We start from the raw sequence: 22,482 nt of genomic DNA on the forward strand, positions 1-22,482 counted from the left end.
GAGCGCCGCAGCTAGTGGCCCAGTTCGGTGTCGATGAATTCGAAGATCTCGTCGTCGGTCGCCGAGTCGATCCGCTCCGCGACCGTGGTGTCACTGATGGCTCCGCCCGCCCCGTCCACCATGGACAGCAGCTCCTGCAGCCGCACGGTGAGCCTCGCGCGGGCCACGTCGTTCCGGGACAGCGCCGCGAGGTCGTCCTCGATCCGGTCCAGCTCCGCCAGCAACGGCAGGACGGACGCGGTGCCGTCCGGCACGATCCGCTCGGCGAGATGGCTCACCAGCGCGGACGTGGTGGGCTGATCGAAGATCAGCGTGGCGGGCAGCCGGAGGCCGGTGGCGGCGGTCAACCGGTTGCGGAACTCGACCGCGGCCAGCGAATCGAAGCCCAGCTCGCCGAAGGTGCGGTGCGGATCGACGGCGGCCGACGAGGCGTGCCCGAGGACGGCGGCCACCTGCTCACGGACGAAGTCGGAAAGTTGGAGCTCCCGCTCGGCCTCGGAGGCCCCGGCCAGCCGTTGCGCGAGCGAGGGCACCGAGCCGTTCGCCGCCGTACCCGCCGCCGGGACCGGTACGAGCCCGTGGAACAGCGGCGGGAGCAGTTCGGCGGGCCGCGCCCGCAGTGCGGCGAGGTCCAGTCGGATCGGCACCGCCAGCGGCCGGTCGGTGGACAGCGCGGCGTCGAGCAGCCGCAGCCCCTCCGCATCGGCCAGCGGGACCACTCCGGTCCGGCTCATCCGCCGCCGGTCCGTCGCGTCCAGCGTGCCGGTGATGCCGCTCTCCGACGCCCACAGCCCCCAGGCCAGCGAGGTCCCGGCCAGCCCCGCCGCCCGGCGCCGCTGGGCCAGGGCGTCCAGGAAGGCGTTGGCGGCGGCGTAGTTGGCCTGTCCGGCCGCGCCCATCGTGGCGACGGCGGAGGAGAAGAGGACGAACCGGGAGAGGGGCAGGCCCTTGGTGAGGGCGTGCAGATTCAGCGCGGCGTCCACCTTCGGGCGCAGCACTCGGTCGAGCTGTTCGGGTTCCAGGGTCTGGAGGACCCCGTCGTCGACCACGCCGGCCGCGTGCACCACACCGGTCAGCGGGGCCTCTTCGGGGATCCGTGCCAGCAGCCCCGCGAGCGCTGCCCGGTCCGCCACATCGCATGCCTCGACGGTCACCTGGGCGCCCGACGAAGTGAGTTCCGCCGCCAGTTCGGCGGCTCCCTCGGCCGCCGGGCCCCGGCGGCTGACCAGCAGCAGACGGCGTACGCCGTGTTCGGTGACGAGGTGGCGGGCGGTCAGCGCGCCCAGGGTGCCGGTGGCGCCGGTGATCAGTACGGTCCCTCGCGTGTCCCACGGGGACGGCTGCCGCGGCCGCAGCCGGGCCAGCCGGGGCACGAACGCGACCCCGCCACGCATCGCCGCCTGCGGTTCCTCCGCCGCGACCAGCGACATGAGGAGCTGGGGGAGGGCGCGGCGCGAGGTGTGCGCGTCATCGAGGTCCAGCAGGGTGAAACGGTCGGGGTGCTCCGTCTGCGCCGTCCGTACCAGGCCCCACAGGGCCGACGCGGCCAGATCCGCCACACCGTCCCCGGGCCGGGCGGCCACGGCGCCGCGGGTGACCAGAACCAGGCGGGTGCCCGTGAAACGCTCCTCCGCCAGCCAGTCCCGCAGCAGCCGCAGCACACCATGTGCCGTGTCCCGCGCGGCGTCCGCGGCAACTGTCTCGGATGCGGTCGTGGATGCGGTCGCGGAGGCGGGGCCGGAGGCGGGGCCGGACGGAACGGAGTGCGAGACACAGGACGCCACCACCACGTCGGGCGCCGCGGCCTGGGTCGATGCCTCGGCCAACGCGCTCAGGTCCGGGAAGGAGCGTACGGACACGGAGGCGTCCGTCAGCGTCTCGGCCAGCCCGAGGCCGTCCGCCCCGAGCACACCCCACCATCCGGCCGCGGGCGGTGCGGGCTCCGGCCGCGGCTCGACCCAGTCCACACCGAACAGTGCGTCACGGTGGTGCGACACTCCGCCGACGGCGGCCAACTGCTCCGGCTTCACCGGCCGCACGGCCAGGGAATCCACCGTGATCACCGGGGCGCCGGTGCTGTCGGCGATGGACAGCGCCACCGCTTCGTCGCCTACGGGGGACACCTGGACGCGGAGCGCGGAAGCGCCCCTGGCGTGCAGGGTGACGCCGTTCCACTGGAACGGGAGCCGGATCCCGGCCTCGTCCGGCGTACGGTCGGCGGCGTCGAGGGCAGCGGCATGCAGGGCGGCGTCGAGCAGCGCGGGGTGCAGGGCGAACGACGCGCTGTCGGTGCCGGGGGGCAGTTCGACCTCGGCGTAGATCTCCTCCCCCAGCCGCCACGCCGCCCGCAACCCCCGGAACACCGGCCCATAGCCATACCCCAGACCGGCCAACCGCTCATACAACCCATCCACCACCACCGACTCCGCACCCTCCGGCGGCCACACCCCCACACCCACCGACCCAGCCACCCCAACAGCCCTCAACACACCCGACGCATGACGCACCCACGGCACCCCCGACGACACACCCTCCTCACACGAGAACACCTCCACCGACCGCGCCCCCACCTCATCAGCACCACCCACCACCACCTGCAAACGCACCCCACCCCCATCAGGCACCACCAACGGCGCCTCCAACGTCAACTCCTCCACCCGACCACACCCCACCTCGTCACCAGCACGCAACGCCAACTCCACACACGCCGCCCCCGGCAACAGAACCCGGTCCATGACCTGGTGGTCGGCCAGCCAGGGAAGGGCCGATACGGAGAGCCGCCCGGTGAAGAGGTACTCATCACCGCTGGAGAGCGCGACCGCCGCCCCGAGCAGCGGATGTCCGGCCGAGTCGAGCCCGGCGGAGGACACGTCCATGGGAGCCGCGGCCTCCTCCAGCCAGTAGCGCTTCCGCTGGAAGGCGTAGGTGGGCAGGGGGATGACGCGCGATCCGGCGAAGACCGCGTGCCAGTCGACGGCGGCACCGCGCACATGGGCGGTGGCCAGTGCCCGCCACAGCGTCTCGGGTTCGGGCCGGTCGCGGCGCAGGACGGGAACGCTCACCCCGGCCCCGGACACGCCGTCCTGGACCATCCCCGACAACGTCCCGTCCGGACCCAACTCCACGAACGTGCCCACACCCTCAGCTTCCAGGGCACGGAGACCGTCGTGGAAACGCACCGCCTCACGTACGTGCCGGACCCAGTACTCCGCACCCTCCGGAACACCCACCCGGCCCGACACATTCAGCACCAACGGAATCCTCGGTGCCTCGTGCTCCACCGACTGCGCCACCTGCCGGAAATCCTCCAGCATCCCTTCCATCAGGGAGGAGTGGAACGCATGCGAGACCCGCAGCCGACGCACCCGCCGACCCTGAGCCTCCCACTGCGCCGCGACCGCCTCCACCGCATCCCCCACACCCGACACCACCGTGGACACCGGACCATTGACCGCCGCGACATCCACACCCTCCGGCAGGCCTTCCAGCACCTCCGCCTCGGACGCCTCCACCGCCACCATCGCCCCACCCGACGGCAACCCCTGCATCAACCGACCCCGCGCCTCCACCAACCCACACGCATCCCCCAGCGAAAACACCCCCGCCACATACGCCGCCGCCAACTCACCCACCGAATGCCCAAGTACAAAATCCGGAGCCAGACCCCACGACTCCACCAACCGGAACAACGCCACCTCAACCGCAAACAACGCAGGCTGAGCAAACTCCGTACGATCCAGAACCCCCTGATCCCCGCCGAACACCACACCCTTCACCGGCAACGTAAACCCCGCACACACCTCATCAAACGCCTCCGCGAACACCGGATACACCTCATACAACCCCCGCCCCATCCCCACCCGCTGCGACCCCTGACCCGCGAAGAGAAACGCCACCGGACCCGTCGTAGCGACACCCTCGACAACCAGCGGCGACGACTCCCCACGCGTCAGCGCGTCCAGGCCGTCCAGGAACCCGGCCTGGTCATGTGCGGTCACCACGGCCCGGTGCGGGAAGGAGTCCCTGGCCGTCGCCAGTGAGAAGCCGATATCGGCCAGATCGATCCCGGGGTGCTGGTGGAGGAACGACCGCAGACGGGCGGACTGGGCGCGCAGAGCCTGCTCCGTACGACCGGAGACCAGCCAGGGCAGTGTCTCGGGGCCGCTGGATTCCCGCTGTGTTTCGGTGGGGCCGGTTTCGGGGGCCTGTTCCAGGATGACGTGAGCGTTGGTACCGCTGATCCCGAACGAGGACACCCCCGCCCGACGCGGACGCTCACCCACCTCCGGCCACTCCCGAGCCTCCCTCAGCAGCGACACCCCACCCGACGACCAGTCCACATGCGGCGACGGCTCATCCACATGCAACGTGCCCGGCAGCACCCCGTGCCGCATCGCCATCACCATCTTGATCACACCCGCCACACCCGCCGCCGCCTGCGCATGCCCAATATTCGACTTCACCGACCCCAACCACAACGGCTCACCACCCGACCGCTCCCGCCCATACACCGCCTGCAACGCCTGCGCCTCAATCGGATCACCCAACACCGTCCCCGTCCCATGCCCCTCCACCACATCCACCTCACCCGCCACCACACCCGCACGACCCAACGCCTGCCGAATCACCCGCTGCTGCGACGGACCATTCGGCGCCGTCAACCCATTCGACGCACCATCCTGATTCACCGCACTACCCCGCACCACCGCCACCACCCGATGACCCCGCCGCCGCGCCTCAGACAACCGCTCCACCACCAACACCCCCACACCCTCCGACCACCCCGTCCCATCCGCCGCCCCCGCAAACGACTTGCACCGCCCATCAACAGCCAACCCCCGCTGCCTGCTGAACTCCACAAACGTCCCCGGAGACGACATCACCGTCACACCACCCACCACCGCCATCGAACACTCCCCCGCCCGCAACGCCTGACCCGCCATATGCAACGCCACCAACGACGACGAACACGCCGTATCCACCGTCACCGCCGGACCCTCGAACCCCAGCGCATACGCCACCCGCCCCGACAACACACTCGCCGTATTCCCCGTCCCCACATAACCCTCAACACCCTCAGGCAAAACCCCCAGCCGGGACGCATAGTCGTAATACATCACCCCCGCATACACACCCACATCACGCCCACGCAGCTCACCCGGCACCAACCCACCGGACTCCAACGCCTCCCACACCACCTCCAGCAACAACCGCTGCTGCGGATCCATCGCCACCGCCTCACGCGGCGAAATACCGAAGAACTCCGCATCAAACTCCACAGCCCCATGCAAGAAGCCGCCATGGCGCACGTACGATGTGCCCGGCCGGTCCGGATCGGGGTCGTAGAGCTTCTCCAGGTCCCAGCCCCGGTTCGAGGGGAATTCCGACACGCCGTCGCCGCCGGAGGCCACCAGGTCCCACAACCCCTCGGGGGATTCCACCCCACCCGGGAAACGGCACGCCATCCCCACGATCGCCAACGGCTCATCACTCGCCACCCCCGCACCCGACGACGGCACCACAACGGCATCCGCCTCACCACCGAACAGCTCACCACCCAGCTGAGCCGCCAGCGCCGCAGGCGTCGGATAGTCGAACACCAACGTCGCCGGAAGCCTCAGCCCGGTCGCCGTGTCCAGCCGGTTCCGCAGTTCGACGGCGGTCAGCGAGTCGAAGCCGATCTCCCGGAACGCCTTGTCCGTGTCCACGGCCCCCTCGGAGCCGTGGCCGAGCGCGGTCGCGGCCTCGCGCCGCACCAACTCCAGGAGGTGCTCCGCCCGCTCCTCCTGTCCGAGCCCGGCCAGGCGCTCCCGGAGCGAGGCCGGGTCACCTGCACCCGCCGTCGCGATGCGGCGGCCACGGGTCCGTACGAGACCGGAGAACAGCGGGGGGAGGCTCGCCGCCTGCTCGCGCAGGACGGCCATGTCCAACCGCATGGGCAGCAGAACCGAGTGTGCGGAACCGACGGCGGCGTCGAAGACCTTCAGAGCGTCGTCCGTCGACATCGCGGTCATCCCCATACGGGCCATCCGCTGCTGGTCCGGATCGCCGAGGCCGCCGGCCATACCGCCGTCCTGCGCCCACAGGCCCCAGGCCAGGGAGAGCGCGGGCAGGCCATGGGCGCGGCGCCGGCCGGCAAGAGCGTCCAGGAAGGCGTTGGCCGCCGCATAGTTGGCCTGCCCCGGGCCACCCAGAGTGCCGGACGCCGACGAGAACAGCACGAACGCCGACAGATCCAACCCCGCCGTCAACTCATGCAGATACCACGCCGCATCCACCTTCGGACGCAACACCGCATCCAACCGCTCCGCCGTCAACGAACCAACCACACCGTCATCCAGCACCCCCGCCGCATGCACCACCCACGCCAAATCCCCCACACCCGCCACCACACCCGCCAACGCCCCACGATCCCCCACATCACACGCCACCACCGACACCTCAGCACCCAGAGCCGACAACTCGGCACACAACTCCTCCGCGCCTTCAGCCGCCATACCCCGCCGACTCACCAACACCAACCGCCGCACACCACGCTCCACCACCAAATGCCGAGCCACCACCCCACCCAACGCACCCGTACCACCCGTAATCAACGCCGCACCCCGAGCCCCGAAAACCTCCCCACCCTCCGACACCGACACACCACGAAGCCGCGGAACCAGAACCGTCCCGCCACGTACCGCCATCTGCGGCTCCCCGGTGCTGACAGCCTGCCGCAGCAGCTCCGCGTCCGTGTCCCGGCTGTCGCGGTCCACCAGCACAAACCGTCCGGGGTGCTCCGACTGTGCCGACCTGATCAGGCCGTGCACGGCGGCGGCGGCGAGATCGCCGTCCTCCTCCCCGTCCTCGTCGGTCCGTAGCGCACTGGACGTCACGAACACCAGCCGGGCATCGGCGAACCGGCTGTCCGCGAGCCAGGACTTCACCAGCGCCAGGGCGCCTTCGGTGGCCGTGCGAACCGCCGGGAGGTCGCCCGCACCCGCCGGGACCTCGTACACCACCACATCGGGCACCGTGGCACCGGCCGTGGTCGCCTCCGTCCCCGTCCCCGTCCCCGTCCCCGTCTCCGTCTCCGTCTCCGCGAGGTCCGCGAGCGCACGTACGGGATCGTCACCGGCCAGGACGGACCACGACGTCCGCTCATCGGGTACGGCCGACGGCGCCGGAGTCCACTGGACCTGGAAGAGGCTGTTCCGCGGGATCGTCCCGGCGACGTCGAGCTGTTCGGGCGCGACCGGGCGGGTGGCCAGGGAGCGTACGGACGCGACCGGACGTCCGGCGGGGTCGGCGAGCCGCAGTGACACCGATCCGTCACCGTCGGGGGTCAGTCGCGCCCGCAGCGCGGAGGCGCCGGTCGCGTACAGCGTCGTACCCGACCAGGCGAACGGAAGGCGCAGCCCGGTGGGTGCCTGACCGGCCAGGCTGTGCAGGACGGAGTCCAGCAGGGCGGGGTGAAGGCCGAACCGATCGCCGTCGAGGTGCTCGGGCAGCCGTACCTCGGCGAAGAGCTCGTCCCCCAGCCGCCATGCCGCGCAGAGCCCCTGGAACCCGGGACCGTAGGTGACTCCGGCGTCCGCGAGGCGTGCGTAGAGGTCGTCGGTGTCCACCGCGACACCACCGGCCGGCGGCCACACGGCCAGGTCGAACTCGTCGTCATCGTTCAGTTGGGCGGAGAGTGTGCCGGTGGCGTGCCGGGTCCACGGGTGCTCCTCGGCCGCCGTCTCCGGGCGTGCGTACACACTGATCGGGTGGCGTCCGGCCGGGTCGGCGGCGCCGACGGTGAGCTGCAGCTCCACGGCGCCACGGTCGGGGAGCACCAGCGGTGCCTCCAGGGTCAGTTCGGCCACCTGGTCGCAGCCCACCTCTTCCCCGGCGCGCAGCGCCATGTCCACGAATGCCGTTCCGGGCAGCAGCAGCCTGCCCAGCACCGCGTGGTCGGCGAGCCACGGATGGGTGGCGGTCGAGAGGCGTCCGGTGAACAGCAGTCCCGCTCCATTGGCGAGCCGCACCACGGCGCCGAGCAGCGGATGGTCCACCGACGCCTGGCCGACGGCGGCCATCCCGGTGGTGGAGGAGGAGCGCAGCCAGTACCGCTGCCGTTGGAACGGGTACGTCGGCAGGTCCACCTGACGGGCCCCGGAGGGGAGCGCCGCCGTCCAGTCCACGGGGACGCCGCGGACGTAGGCGCGGGCCACGGCAGCCAACAGCGTCTCGGGTTCAGGCCGGTCGCGGCGCAGCACGGGAACGCTCACCCCGGCCCCGGACACACCGTCCTGGACCATCCCCGACAACGTCCCGTCCGGACCCAACTCCACGAACGTGGCCACACCCTCGGCCTCCAGAGCACGCACACCGTCGTGGAACCGCACCGCTTCCCGTACGTGCCGGACCCAGTACTCCGCACCCCCCGGAACACCCACCCGACCCGACACATTCAGCACCAACGGAATCCTCGGTGCCTCGTACTCCACCGACTCCGCCACCCGCCGGAAATCCTCCAGCACCCCCTCCATCAGGCACGAATGGAACGCATGCGAAACCCGCAACCGACGCACCCGCCGACCCCGCGCCTCCCACTCAGCCGCCACCGCCTCCACCACCGACGCCACACCCGACACCACCGTGGACACCGGACCATTGACCGCCGCCACATCCACACCCTCCGGCAAGCCCTCCAGCACCTCCGCCTCGGACGCCTCCACCGCCACCATCGCCCCACCCGACGGCAACCCCTGCATCAACCGACCCCGCGCCTCCACCAACCCACACGCATCCCCCAGCGAAAACACCCCCGCCACATACGCCGCCGCCAACTCACCCACCGAATGCCCAAGTACAAAATCCGGAGCCAGACCCCACGACTCCACCAACCGGAACAACGCCACCTCAACCGCAAACAACGCAGGCTGAGCAAACTCCGTACGATCCAGAACCCCCTGATCCCCGCCGAACACCACATCCCTCACCGGCAACGAAAACCCCGCACACACCTCATCAAACGCCTCCGCGAACACCGGATACACCTCATACAACCCCCGCCCCATCCCCACCCGCTGCGACCCCTGACCCGCGAAGAGAAACGCCACCGGACCCGTCGTAGCGACACCCTCGACAACCAGCGGCGACGACTCCCCACGAGCCAACACCCCCAGCCCGTCCAACAACCCCTCCCTGCCAACCCCCAACACCACCGCACGCCGCTCCAACGCCGCACGCGAGGTCACCAGGGAGAGGCCGATATCCACGGGGCGCAGCCCGGAGTCGTTTCGCACGTGGTCGGCGAGCTGTGCGGCCTGGGCCGTCAACGCCCTCTCGGTGCTGCCGGACAGGACACACGGCACGATGCCCGTCGCCTCGTCGCCGTCGGTGGGCGCGGGTGGCTCGGCCGAGGGGCCCTGTTCCAGGATGACGTGGGCGTTGGTGCCGCTGATCCCGAAGGAGGACACGCCTGCTCGCCGCGGATGCCCGTTCTCCGGCCAGGGAGTGCGCTCGGTCAGGAGGGACACGCTGCCCGCAGACCAGTCGACATGCGGTGTGGCCTCGTCGACGTGCAAGGTCTTCGGCAGCGTGCCGTGCCGCATCGCCATCACCATCTTGATCACACCCGCCACACCCGCCGCCGCCTGCGCGTGGCCGATGTTCGACTTGACCGTGCCGAGTCGGAGCGGCCGGTCGGCGGGCCGGTCCTGGCCGTATGTCGCCAGTAGCGCCTGCGCCTCGATCGGATCGCCCAGCGAGGTGCCGGTGCCATGCGCCTCCACCGCGTCGACCTGGTCGGGGGCGACCCCGGCCTTCGCCAGCGCCTGGCGGATCACCCGCTGCTGCGAGGGGCCGTTGGGCGCGCTCAGGCCGTTGCTGGCACCATCCTGGTTGACCGCCGTACCCCGGACGACCGCGAGCACCCGGTGCCCGTTCCGGCGCGCGTCGGACAACCGTTCCACCACGAGGACGCCCGCGCCTTCCGCCCATCCGGTGCCGTCCGCGGAGGCGGCGAACGCTTTGCAGCGGCCGTCGGGGGACAGTCCGCGCTGGCGGCTGAACTCGATGAAGGCCGCCGGACTGGACATCACGGTGACGCCGCCGACCAGCGCCATCGAGCACTCGCCCTGGCGTACCGCCTGCCCCGCCAGGTGGAGCGCCACCAGGGACGACGAGCACGCCGTGTCCACCGTGACCGCCGGGCCCTCCAGCCCGAAGGTGTACGCCAGCCGTCCCGAGGCCACGCTCGCCGCCACCCCGGTCAGCTGGTAGCCCTCGACGTCGCGCGGCGCCTCGTGCAGCGCGGGACCGTAGTCCTGCGACATGGCGCCGATGAAGACACCGGTTTCGCTGCCCCGCACCGAGGCCGGATCGATCCCGGCTCGCTCGAACGCCTCCCAGGACACCTCGAGCAGCAACCGCTGCTGCGGGTCCATCGCCAGCGCCTCACGCGGGCTGATGCCGAAGTGGGCGGCGTCGAAGTCCGCGGCGCCGTGCAGGAATCCGCCGCCGGTGGCGTAGAACGTGCCGGAGCGGTCCGGATCCGGGTCGTAGAGCTGGTCCAGGTCCCAGGCGCGGTCGGTGGGGAAGGCGGACACCGCGTCACCACCGTCGGCCAGCAGCGTCCACAGTGCTTCCGGAGACCGGACATCACCGGGGAAGCGGCAGCTCATGCCGATGATGGCCAGCGGCTCGTCCGATACGGCGACGGGCACCGGGGCGCCGCTCTCCGCCCCGGTCGCGCCGAGGATTTCCGTACGGAGGTAGGCCACCAGCACGAGCGGGCTCGGGTAGTCGAACACCATGGTCGCGGGGAGCCGCAGTCCGGTGACCGCGCCCAGCCGATTCCGCAGGCGTACGGCGGTGAGCGAGTCGAACCCGAGGTCCTTGAACGCGCTGCCCGGGACGATCGTCTCGGGGCCGGCGTGCCCCAGCAACGAGGCGATCTCCTCCCGCACGACGTCCAGCAGCAACCGCTCCTGCTCGCTCTCGGTGAGCGGCAGCAGACGCCGCCGCAGCAGCGACCGGGCGGGCCCCGATTGGGCGGTACGCCGTCGGCTCCGGACCAGACCGCGCAGGATGTCCGGCACCGACTCGGCCTGTGCGCGTACCGCGGCGGTGTCCAGGCGGATGGGGACCAGGAACGTCCGGCCGGAGCTCAGCGCGGTGTCGAACGCCGACATGCCTTCGGCCGCGGACAGCGGGAGGACGCCCAGGTCCGCGATGCGCCGTAGGTCGGCCTCGTCGAGCTGTCCGGTCATGCCGCTGGACCGCTCCCACAGACCCCAGGCGAGGGACTGGGCGGGCAGGCCCTGGGCCCGGCGGTGCTGGGCGAGCGCGTCCAGATAACTGTTCGCCGCCGCGTAGTTCGCCTGACCAGGACCACCCAAGGTCCCGGACGCCGAGGAGAACAGCACGAACGCCGACAGATCCACATCGCGGGTCAGCTCATGCAGATGCCACGCCGCGTCCACCTTCGGACGCAGCACCGTCTCCACCCGCTCAGGCGTCAACGACTCCACCACCGCGTCATCCAGGACACCCGCCGCATGCACCACCCCCGACAGATCCCCTATGTGCGCGATGACCTCCGCCAGCGCCTCACGATCCGCCACATCACACGCCACCACCGACACCTCAGCACCCAGAGCCGACAACTCGGCACACAACTCCTCCGCACCCTCAGCCGCCAGACCCCGCCGACTGGTCAGCACCAAACGACGCACACCACGCGCCTCCACCAAATGCCGCGCCACCAACGCACCCAGGACGCCCGTGCCGCCTGTGATCAGGACCGTGCCCGCAAGCTCCCGGAGGACCCCCGCGTCCTCGTGCCGCGTGTGGGCGAGCCGGGGCGCCAGCACCTTGCCCGCGCGTACGGCCGACTGGGACTCGCCGGAAGCGACGGCCGCCCGCACCACCGCCCAGGAGGCGTCGTCCTCGTCGACATCCACCAGGACGAACCGTTCAGGGTGTTCTGACTGCGCCGACCGGACCAGCCCCCAGAGGGAAGCCGAGGCGAGATCGTTCACCCCGGCGTCGCCGGGTACGGACACGGCTCCCCGGGTGAGGAACACCAGGCGCGCACCGGCATACCGTTCGTCAGCAAGCCACGCCTGGACCAGGGCCAGTGCCTGGTGGATGACCGTACGGACCGCCGACAACGGGTCGTCGTCGGGCCCCGGCGCCGGGGCCGCCACCACAACGGTCGGCGCTGTACCGGTGTCCACGGCACCGGCATCGGCATCGGCATCGGCATCGGCATCGGCATCGGCATCGGCCAGCGTTTCGAGGTTGTCGTGGAAGCGCACCCCGAGGGCAGCGGCCAGCGCGACATCCCCGAGGCAAGCCCACGTCGCCGCGTCGTTCGGCTCGTCACCGCTGGGCAGCGGGGCCGCGACCCACTCGACGTCGAAGAGCGAACCGGGAGCCACTACGGCGGGGACCGCCTCAGCCAGCTGTTCCACCGACGCCGACCGCAGTGCCAGCGACTCGACCGAGGCCACCGGGCGCCCGGTCACGTCGGCGGCCAGTACGGACAGCGTGTCCGGGCCGGTCGGGGACAGCCTGACGCGCAGCTCCGACGCACCGACGGCGTGCAGAACGACGCCTGTCCAGGAGAACGGCAGCCCATGGCTGTCCACGGACCGGCCGAGACCCGCACCGTGCAGCGCCGCGTCGAGCAGCGCGGGGTGGAGTGCGAAACCGGTGGCGTCGGCCCCCTCCGGGAGCCGTACCTCGGCAAAGACCTCGTCGTCCGACCGCCAGGCCGCTTGCAGCCCCCGGAACAGCGGACCGTACTCCAGACCGGCCTCGGCCAGCTCGTCGTACAGGCCCGTCATGTCGATGGGTACCGCGCCCTGCGGCGGCCAGACCACGAGGTCGCCTCCGCCGCCGGTGTCCGACGCGATGCTCATGCCGGTGTCCGGTGCGCTCACGATGTCCGGAGCACTCACGGTCTCCGAAGCGCTTACGGTCTCCAGGGCACCGGGCGACAGCAGACCCTCGGCGTGCCGGGTCCACGGCGAGTCCGGCGGAGCGCCCTGGGGACGGGAGTAGACACCGATCCTCCGGACGCCGTTGTCGTCCGGCTCGGCCACGGTGACCTGGAGCTGGGTGGCACCGTCCTGCGGAATGACCAGCGGGGCCTCCAGGGTCAACTCGTCCAGACGGTCACAACCGACCTCGTCTCCAGCACGCATCGCCATCTCGACAAAGGCCGTACCCGGCAGCAACACCCGGCCCATGACCACGTGATCCGCCAGCCACGAATGCGACCCCACCGACAACCGCCCCGTCAGCACCACCCCAGCACCATCAGGCGACCGCACCACCGCCCCCAACAACCCATGCTCCACCACACCCAACCCCACAGCCGACACATCACCCGACACCACCGGCACATCAAGCCAGTAGCGCTGCCGCTGGAAGGCATACGTCGGCAACTCGACCCGCCGCGCACCCCCGAACAACGAGGACCAGTCCACCGCCACACCATGGACATACGCCTCCCCCACAGACCGCAAAAACCGGTCCAACCCGCCCTCGTCACGACGCAGCGACCCCAAAACCACAGCCCCCGCACCCGCCGCGTCAATGCTCTCCTGCACCCCGACCGCGAGCACCGGATGCGCACTGGCCTCAATAAACACATCGAAACCCTGCGCCAACAACACCTCGGTCGCGGTCGCGAAACGCACCGTCTCCCGCAAATTCCGATACCAGTACTCCGCATCCAACAACTCGGTATCGATCCAGTCACCCGTCACCGTGGAGAAGAACGGCACCCGGGACCGCACCGGAGCAATCCCGCCCAACTCCTCCAACAACCGCTCCCGCAACACCTCCACACCCACCGAATGCGACGCGTAATCCACCTCAACCCGCCGCGCCCGCACCCCCTCCACCCCACACACCCCAACAAACTCATCCAACGCCTCCCCATCACCCGACACCACAACCGACGAAGGCCCATTGACAGCCGCCACCCCCACCCGGCCCCCCCACCGCTCCAACAGCACACCAACCTCATCAACCGAAACCCCCACCGACACCATGCCCCCACCACCCGCCAACACCCTCAACGCCCGACTCCGCAAAGCCACCACACGCGCCCCGTCCTCCAACGACAACGCACCCGCCACACACGCCGCCGCAATCTCCCCCTGCGAATGCCCCACCACCGCACCCGGCACCACACCAAAGGACTCCCACAACGCCCCCAACGACACCATCACCGCCCACAACACCGGCTGCACCACATCCACCCGCCCCAACGCCACCCCATCCCCCAACACCCCCACCAACGACCAATCCACATACACCGACAAAGCCCGCTCACACTCCGCCATCCGCCCCGCAAACACCGGAGAAACCCCCAACAACTCCACCGCCATCCCCACCCACTGCGACCCCTGCCCCGGAAACACCACCACCGACTTCCCCACACCCACCACACCACCGGACACCACACCAGCCCCACCCCCACCGGACGCCAACACCCGCAGCCCCTCAAGCAACTCGGCACGATCACGCCCCACCACCGCCGCCCGCTCAGACAGCACCGCCCGCGAACTGACCAGCGACCAGCCCACATCCACCGGCCTCAGCCCAGGCCGCGCCCCCACCCACGACACCAGACGCCCCGCCTGCTCACGCAGCGCCTCAGCACTCCTCGCCGACACCGCCCACACAACCGGCCCGTCCCCAGCCGACTCCCCCGGCCCCTCCACGACCGCGACATCATCGGCCTCGACGACCTGCTCAAGGATCACGTGCGCATTGGTCCCGCTGACACCGAACGAGGAGACCCCGGCCCGGCGCGGACGGCCGTCCACCTCCGGCCACTCCCGGGCCTCCGTCAACAGCGACACCCCACCCGACGACCAGTCCACATGCGGCGACGGCTCATCCACATGCAACGTCCTCGGCAACACCCCATGCCCCATCGCCATCACCATCTTGATGACGCCACCGACACCCGCCGCGGCCGTACTGTGCCCGATGTTCGACTTCAACGACCCCAACCACAGGGGCCGATCGGCCGCACGTCCCTGCCCATACGTCGCCAGCAGCGCCTGCGCCTCGATCGGATCACCTAGCGTCGTCCCCGTCCCATGCCCCTCCACCACATCGACATCACCCGACGACAACCCCGCACCCGCAAGGGCATCGCGGATCACCCGCTGCTGCGACGGCCCATTCGGCGCCGTCAGCCCATTGCTCGCCCCGTCCTGGTTCACGGCACTGCCCCGCACCACCGCCAGCACCGGATGCCCATGGCGCCGGGCGTCCGACAGTCGCTCCAGCAGCAGGACGCCCACGCCCTCACCCCACGCCGTACCGTCCGCGCCCGCCGCGAACGCCTTGCACCGTCCGTCGATCGCCAACCCCCGCTGACGGCTGAACTCGATGAAGCCGGAAGGAGTGGCCATCACCGCGACTCCGCCGGCCAGCGCCATCGAGCACTCGCCCTTCCGCAGCGCCTGGGCGGCCAGATGCAGCGCCACCAGCGACGACGAGCACGCCGTGTCCACCGTCAGCGCCGGGCCCTCCAGCCCGAAGGTGTACGCCACCCGCCCGGACACCACACTGCCCGAAGTACCGGTCACCAAGTAGCCCTCGGCCTGCTCCGCCGCCCGGTGCACCAGAATCGAGTAGTCGTGGCTGTCCGTACCGGCGAACACGCCGGTCCGGCTGCCCCGCAGCGACGCCGGATCGATCCCGGCCCGTTCGAACGCCTCCCAGGACGTCTCCAGCAGCAGCCGCTGCTGCGGGTCCATCGCGGCGGCCTCGCGCGGGCTGATACCGAAGAACGCCGCGTCGAACTCCCCCGCGTCGTAGAGGAATCCGCCCTGCCGGACATAGGACGTGCCCGGCTCGTCCGGGTCGGCGGAGTAAAGCGCGTCCAGATCCCAGCCACGGTCGGTCGGGAAGTCCGAGATCGCGTCCCGGCCTTGGTCAACCAGCTGCCACAGATCCTCGGGAGCCCGTACCTCACCCGGGTAGCGGCAGCTCATCGCGATGATCGCGATCGGGTCGTCATCGACGGCGGCCACGGTCGCCGTAGCGATCGGTATGGCGGTGTCGGCCCCGACGAGCGCCGTACGCAGATGTTCCACCAGGGCGATCGGGGTCGGGTAGTCGAAGACGAGGGTGGAGGTGAGCCGCAGCGCCGTGGCCGCGTTGAGGCGGTTGCGCAGTTCCACGGCCGTGAGCGAGTCGAAGCCCAGCTCCTTGAAGGTCTGGGTGTCGTCCAGGGTCTCCGCCGAGGTATGGCCCAGCACGGTCGCCACCTCGGTCCGGACGAGATCCAGGAGGATCCTCTGCTGCTCCTCGACGGACATCCCGGCCAGTCGATCGGCCAAGGACCGCGCCCCGGGAGTCGAGGCGGCGGACGATACGGCACGTCGGGTGGAGCCGCGTCGGTTCGGCGTGCTGGTCACAAGCCCCTTGAGCAGGGTGGGTACGGAGTCCGCCCGCCCGCGCAATGCCTCACGGTCCAGCCGTGCCGGCACGACGACGGCCGAGGCATACCGCTCAGCCGCGTCGAACAGCGCCAGCCCCTCCTCGGCCACCAACGCCACCAAACCCGAACGGGCCATCCGCCGCACATCGGCATCCCCCAGCCCACCGGCCATACCACCCCCCACCTGCTCCCACGGCCCCCAAGCAAGGGACTGAGCAGGCAACCCCTGACCCCTGCGATACTCAGCCAGAGCATCCAGATAACTGTTCGCCGCCGCGTAGTTCGCCTGACCAGGACCACCCAAGGTCCCGGACGCCGAGGAGAACAGCACAAACGCCGACAGATCCATCCCCCGCGTCAGCTCATGCAGATGCCACGCCGCGTCCACCTTCGGACGCAACACCGCCTCCACCCGCTCAGGCGTCAACGACTCCACCACCGCGTCATCCAGGACACCCGCCGCATGCACCACCACCGACAGATCCCCTATACGTGCGATGACCTCCGCCAGCGCCTCACGATCCGCCACATCACACGCCACCACCGACACCTCAGCACCCAGAGCCGACAACTCGGCACACAACTCCTCCGCACCCTCAGCCGCCAGACCCCGCCGACTGGTCAGCACCAAACGACGCACACCACGCGCCTCCACCAAATGCCGCGCCACCAACGCACCCAACACACCCGTACCACCCGTAACCAACACCGTGCCCCGACCATCCAGCGGCACCGGAACCGTCAGCACCACCTTGCCCACATGCCGCGCCTGACCCATAAAACGGAACGCCTCACGCGCCCGCCGCACATCCCACACCGTCAACGGAAGCGGCCGCAGCACACCCTCCCGGAACAGAGACATCAACTCCGACAGCATCTCCCCGATCCGCTCCGGACCCGCCTCGATCAGATCGAATGCCTGATACACCACTCCCTGGTACCGCTGCGCCACTTCCTCGGCAGCATGGATGTCCGTCTTCCCCATCTCGAGGAACCGGCCGCCGCGCGGTTGCAGCCGGAGCGACGCGTCCACGTACTCGCCCGCAAGCGAGTTCAGCACCACATCCACACCCCGGCCCCCCGTAGCCGCAAGGAACCGCTCCTCGAAACCCAGGTCCCGCGACGAAGCGATGCGCTCCGCATCCAGCCCCATCTCCCGCAGCACACCCCACTTCACCGGACTCGCCGTCGCCCACACCTCCGCACCCACATGCCGCGCCAACTGCACCGCCGCCATCCCCACCCCACCAGCGGCCGCATGCACCAACACCGACTCACCCGACCCCAACCCAGCCAGGTCGATAAGCCCGTAGTACGCGGTGAGAAACACCAGGGGGACCGACGCCGCCTCCGCGAAGGACCAGTCGTCGGGAATCCGCGCCACCATCCGGTGATCCGCGATCGAGTGGGTGCCGAACGCGTCCGGCAGCAGGCCGAACACGCGGTCGCCCGGCGCCAATCCCCTGACGTCGGGGCCAACCTCGACGAGGACCCCGGCCCCCTCGACTCCGATCGCCGCCTCACCCGGGTACATCCCCAGGCTGCTGAGAACGTCGCGGAAATTGAGGCCGGCGGCGCGGACGGCCACCCGCACCTGCCCCGGCTCCAATGGCTGGTCGGCGGTGGTGGAGGGGTGGAGGGACAAGTCCTCCAGGGTGCCTCCGCTCGCCGTGTCCAGGCGCCAGGCCGACGCGGACTCGACGGGCAGGGGCAGCGCCTCGACGGGCAGGGCCAGGGCCTCGACGGGCAGGGCCAGGGCCTCGTCGCCATCGGCATGCCGGAGTGTGGGGGTGAGCACCTCGCCATGGCGCAGGGCGAGATGCGGATGTCCCGCGCCCACGGCCGTGCGCAGCGCGTCGCGCGAGTCGGGGTGCGCGTCGGTGTCGAGCAGCACAAAGCGGTCGGGGTGCTCCGACTGCGCGGACCGGATCAGCCCCCACACCGCGGCGGCGGCGAGGTCCGCCACCCGCTCACCCGGGCTCGCCGCCACCGCGCCACGCGACATGAACACCAGCCGCGACGAGGCCAAGCGGTCATCCTCCAGCCACCGGTGCACCCACGACAGCGCCTCGGAGACGACATCCCGCACCCCGCACCCACCGGCTCCCGAACCACCCGCGCCTCCGTCGCCGCATGCCACGAGTACCGCCGCCGGGACCTGCGCGCCCGCGTCGAGCGCGGCCACCAGCGCCGAGGTGTCGGCGTACCGGACGCAGTCCTCCGGGGCGAACGGCACCGGGCCGATGGCCGCATACGGCCGTCCGCTGTCGGCTTCGGCGTCAGCCAGGGGCTCAGCCAGGGGCGTCGGTGTCGCCGCGCTCCACTCGACGGCGTAGAGGTGGTTCGGGTCGGCGGACCGACCGGCGGCCTGGAGCTGACCTGCCGAGACCGGCCGCAGCGACAGGGACTCGACCGAGGCCACAGCTCGGCCGTCGTCGTCGGCCACCAGGAGTGAGACGGCGTCCGTGCCGGTGTGCGTCACCCGTACGCGCAGGGCCGACGCCCCCGACGCGTACAGGGTCACACCGGACCACGAGAACGGCAGACGCACCTCGGCGCCCTGGCCCGGGCCGCCCGCCACCGCCATGGTGTGCAGTGCCGCGTCGAGCAGTGCCGGGTGCAGGCCGAACCGGTCCGTCGGCACGCTGTCCGCCAGCCTCACCTCGGCGTACAGGGCATCGCCGAGCCGCCACGCCGCCCGCAGCCCGTGAAACGCCGGGCCGTAGCCGAGCCCGAGATCGCGCAGGTCGTCATAGAGGTCGCCGACATCGAGGGACTCGGCCCCGGTGGGCGGCCACACGGATAGCTCGGAGGCCGGTTCCGTGGTGTCGGCGGCGAGCAGCACGCCGGTCGCGTGCCGCGTCCAGGACGGCTCGGCGGAGGGCTCGTACGGCGCGGCCGCATGCTCCGGCCGCGCGTACACGGTGAACGGCCAGGCCCCGGAGCCGTCCGCGTCGCCCACCACGACCTGGACCTGGACACCGCCCTGCTCGGGGAGCAGCAAGGGGGCTTCAAGTGTCAGCTCGTCCACCCGGTCGCAGCCGACCTGATCGGCGGCGTGCAGGGCGAGTTCGACGAAAGCGGTGCCAGGGACGATCACATTGCCGAGCACGGCGTGGTCGCCGAGCCAGGGCTGGGACCGCACCGACAGCCTGCCGGTGAACAGGAGCGCGTTGTTGTCCGCCAGGCCCACCGCCGCCCCGAGCAGGGGGTGCCCGGCCGAACGCTGTCCCAGGGCGGCGGCATCGCCGGAAGCGGCGGGGGCGTCGATCCAGTAGCGCTCGCGTTGGAAGGCGTAGGTGGGCAGGGGGACGCGGCGGGCCCCACTACCGGCGAAGACCGCGTACCAGTCGACGGGCACACCCCGCACATAGGCCGTGGCCACCGCCCGCCACAACGTCTCCGGTTCAGGCCGGTCGCGGCGCAGCACGGGAACGCTCACCCCGGCGCCGGACACACCGTCCTGGACCATCCCCGACAACGTCCCGTCCGGACCCAACTCCACGAACGTGGTCACGCCCTCGGCCTCCAGAGCACGGACACCGTCGTGGAACCGCACCGCTTCCCGTACGTGCCGGACCCAGTACTCCGCACCCTCCGGAACACCCACCCGACCCGACACATTCAGCACCAACGGAATCCTCGGTGCCTCGTACTCCACCGACTCCGCCACCCGCCGGAAATCCTCCAGCACCCCCTCCATCAGGGACGAATGGAACGCATGCGAAACCCGCAACCGACGCACCCGCCGACCCCGCGCCTCCCACTCGGCCGCCACCACATCCACCACCGACGCCACACCCGACACCACCGTGGACACCGGACCATTGACCGCCGCCACATCCACACCCTCCGGCAAGCCCTCCAACACCTCCGCCTCAGACGCCTCCACCGCCACCATCGCCCCACCCGACGGCAACCCCTGCATCAACCGACCCCGCGCCTCCACCAACCCACACGCATCCCGCAGCGAAAACACCCCCGCCACATACGCCGCCGCCAACTCACCCACCGAATGCCCAAGTACAAAATCCGGCACCACACCCCACGACTCCACCAACCGGAACAACGCCACCTCAACCGCAAACAACGCAGGCTGAGCAAACTCCGTACGATCCAGAACCCCCTGATCCCCGCCGAACACCACATCCCTCACCGGCAACGAAAACCCCGCACACACCTCATCAAACGCCTCCGCGAACACCGGATACACCTCATACAACCCCCGCCCCATCCCCACCCGCTGCGACCCCTGACCCGCAAACAGGAAAGCGCACCTACCCTCCGCCACCACACCCTCGACAACATCGGGGCCGGCCTTGCCGTCCGCAAGGGCCGTCAGGGCGGCTCGCGTTCCCGGTTCGTCAGCGGGGAGCACGACCGCGCGGTGGTCGTGGTGCGCTCGCGCGGTGGCCAGCGAATAGCCGATGTCCAGAGCACCGAGCTCCGGCCGCTGGGCCACATGAGCCGCCAGTTCGCGAGCCTGGGCCCGTAGCGCCTGGTCGCTTCGGCCGGACACCAGCCACGGGAGGGCGTCACCGGCGGGCGGCTGCTCGGCCGCCGGTTCGTCGTCCGGTGCCTCCTCCACGATGACGTGTGCGTTGGTGCCGCTGATGCCGAAGGAGGACACCCCCGCGCGCCGGGGACGGTCGGTCCGGGGCCATTCGACCGGTTCCGTCAGCAGGGACACCGCCCCCGACGACCAGTCCACATGCGATGTCGGCTCATCCACATGCAGTGTCTTCGGCAGGACGCCCTGCCGCATCGCCATCACCATCTTGATGACACCGGCCACGCCCGCGGCACCCTGCGCATGGCCGATGTTCGACTTCAGCGATCCCAGCCGCAGGGGGCGGTCCCACGACCGCTCGCGCCCATAGGTCGCCAGCAGCGCCTGCGCCTCGATCGGGTCGCCGAGCCGGGTGCCCGTGCCGTGCGCCTCGACCGCGTCCACCTCGTCCGGTGCGACCCGCGCGTTGGCCAGGGCCTCCAGGATGACGCGCTGCTGCGCCGGGCCGCTGGGGGCGGTGAGCCCGTTGCTGGCACCGTCCTGGTTGACGGCGGAACCCCGCAGCACGGCGATCACCTGGTGGCCGTTGCGCCGGGCGTCGGACAGCCGTTCCAGCAGCAGCAGGCCCGCGCCCTCCGCCCAGCCCGTACCGTCGGCGGTCCCGGCGAACGATTTGCACCGGCCGTCCGGGGACAGCCCGCCCTGGCGGCTGAACTCGATGAACGCGCCGGGGCTGCACATGACGGTGACGCCCCCGGCCAACGCGTACGAGCACTCTTCCTGGCGCAGCGCCCGGGCCGCCAGGTGCAGGGCCACGAGGGACGACGAGCACGCCGTGTCCACCGTGACCGCCGGGCCCTCCAGCCCGAAGGTGTACGCCACTCGCCCGGACGCGACGCTGGCGGTGTTGCCCGTCATCAAGTGGCCCACGAGGTTCTCCGCCGCCTCGTGGGGCCGTGGACCGTAATCCTGTCCGGTCATTCCCACGAACACGCCGGTCCGGCTGCCCCGCATGGTCGCGGGGTCGATACCGGCCCGCTCAAACGCCTCCCACGAGATCTCCAGCAGCAGCCGCTGCTGCGGGTCCATGGCCAACGCCTCGCGCGGGGAGATCCCGAAGAAGGCCGGGTCGAAGGCGGCGGCATCGTGCAGGAAGCCGCCGGGCGGGATCACGGGGGTTCCGCTGCCGTCGGCGTCACCGTCAGGGCGCTGAAGCGCGGAAAGGTCCCACCCGCGGTCGGTGGGGACGTCGGAAATGGCATCGGTGCCCGTCGATACCATCTGCCAAAGGGCCTCCGGGGAATCGACCCCACCAGGCAGCCGACAGCTCATCGCGACAATGGCGATCGGCTCCTTGTCGGCCTCTTCCATTTCCCGGATGCGCTGCCGCGTTTGGCGAAGATCGGCCGTTACCAGCTTGAGGTAATCGCGAAGAGTATCTTCATTAGCCATTCGACGCCACCTATTCAGGGCAGGCCAACGCATCCCCGGGGCAAATGAATGCCGAGGTAAACCGTTGGGC

At 70.6% G+C, this 22,482-nt stretch carries 1 protein-coding gene; it reads right to left on the reverse strand.

Annotated features, from left to right (window positions below; translation table 11 throughout):
* Positions 1-11: 11 nt before the first annotated feature.
* A complete protein-coding gene (locus LIV37_RS21835) occupies positions 12-22,412 on the reverse strand; it encodes a type I polyketide synthase (protein WP_243146182.1) in 22,401 nt (7,466 codons plus the stop codon).
* Positions 22,413-22,482: the final 70 nt, after the last annotated feature.

It is taken from the genome of Streptomyces rapamycinicus NRRL 5491 (genome assembly GCF_024298965.1).
Classification (GTDB): Bacteria; Actinomycetota; Actinomycetes; order Streptomycetales; family Streptomycetaceae; genus Streptomyces; species Streptomyces rapamycinicus.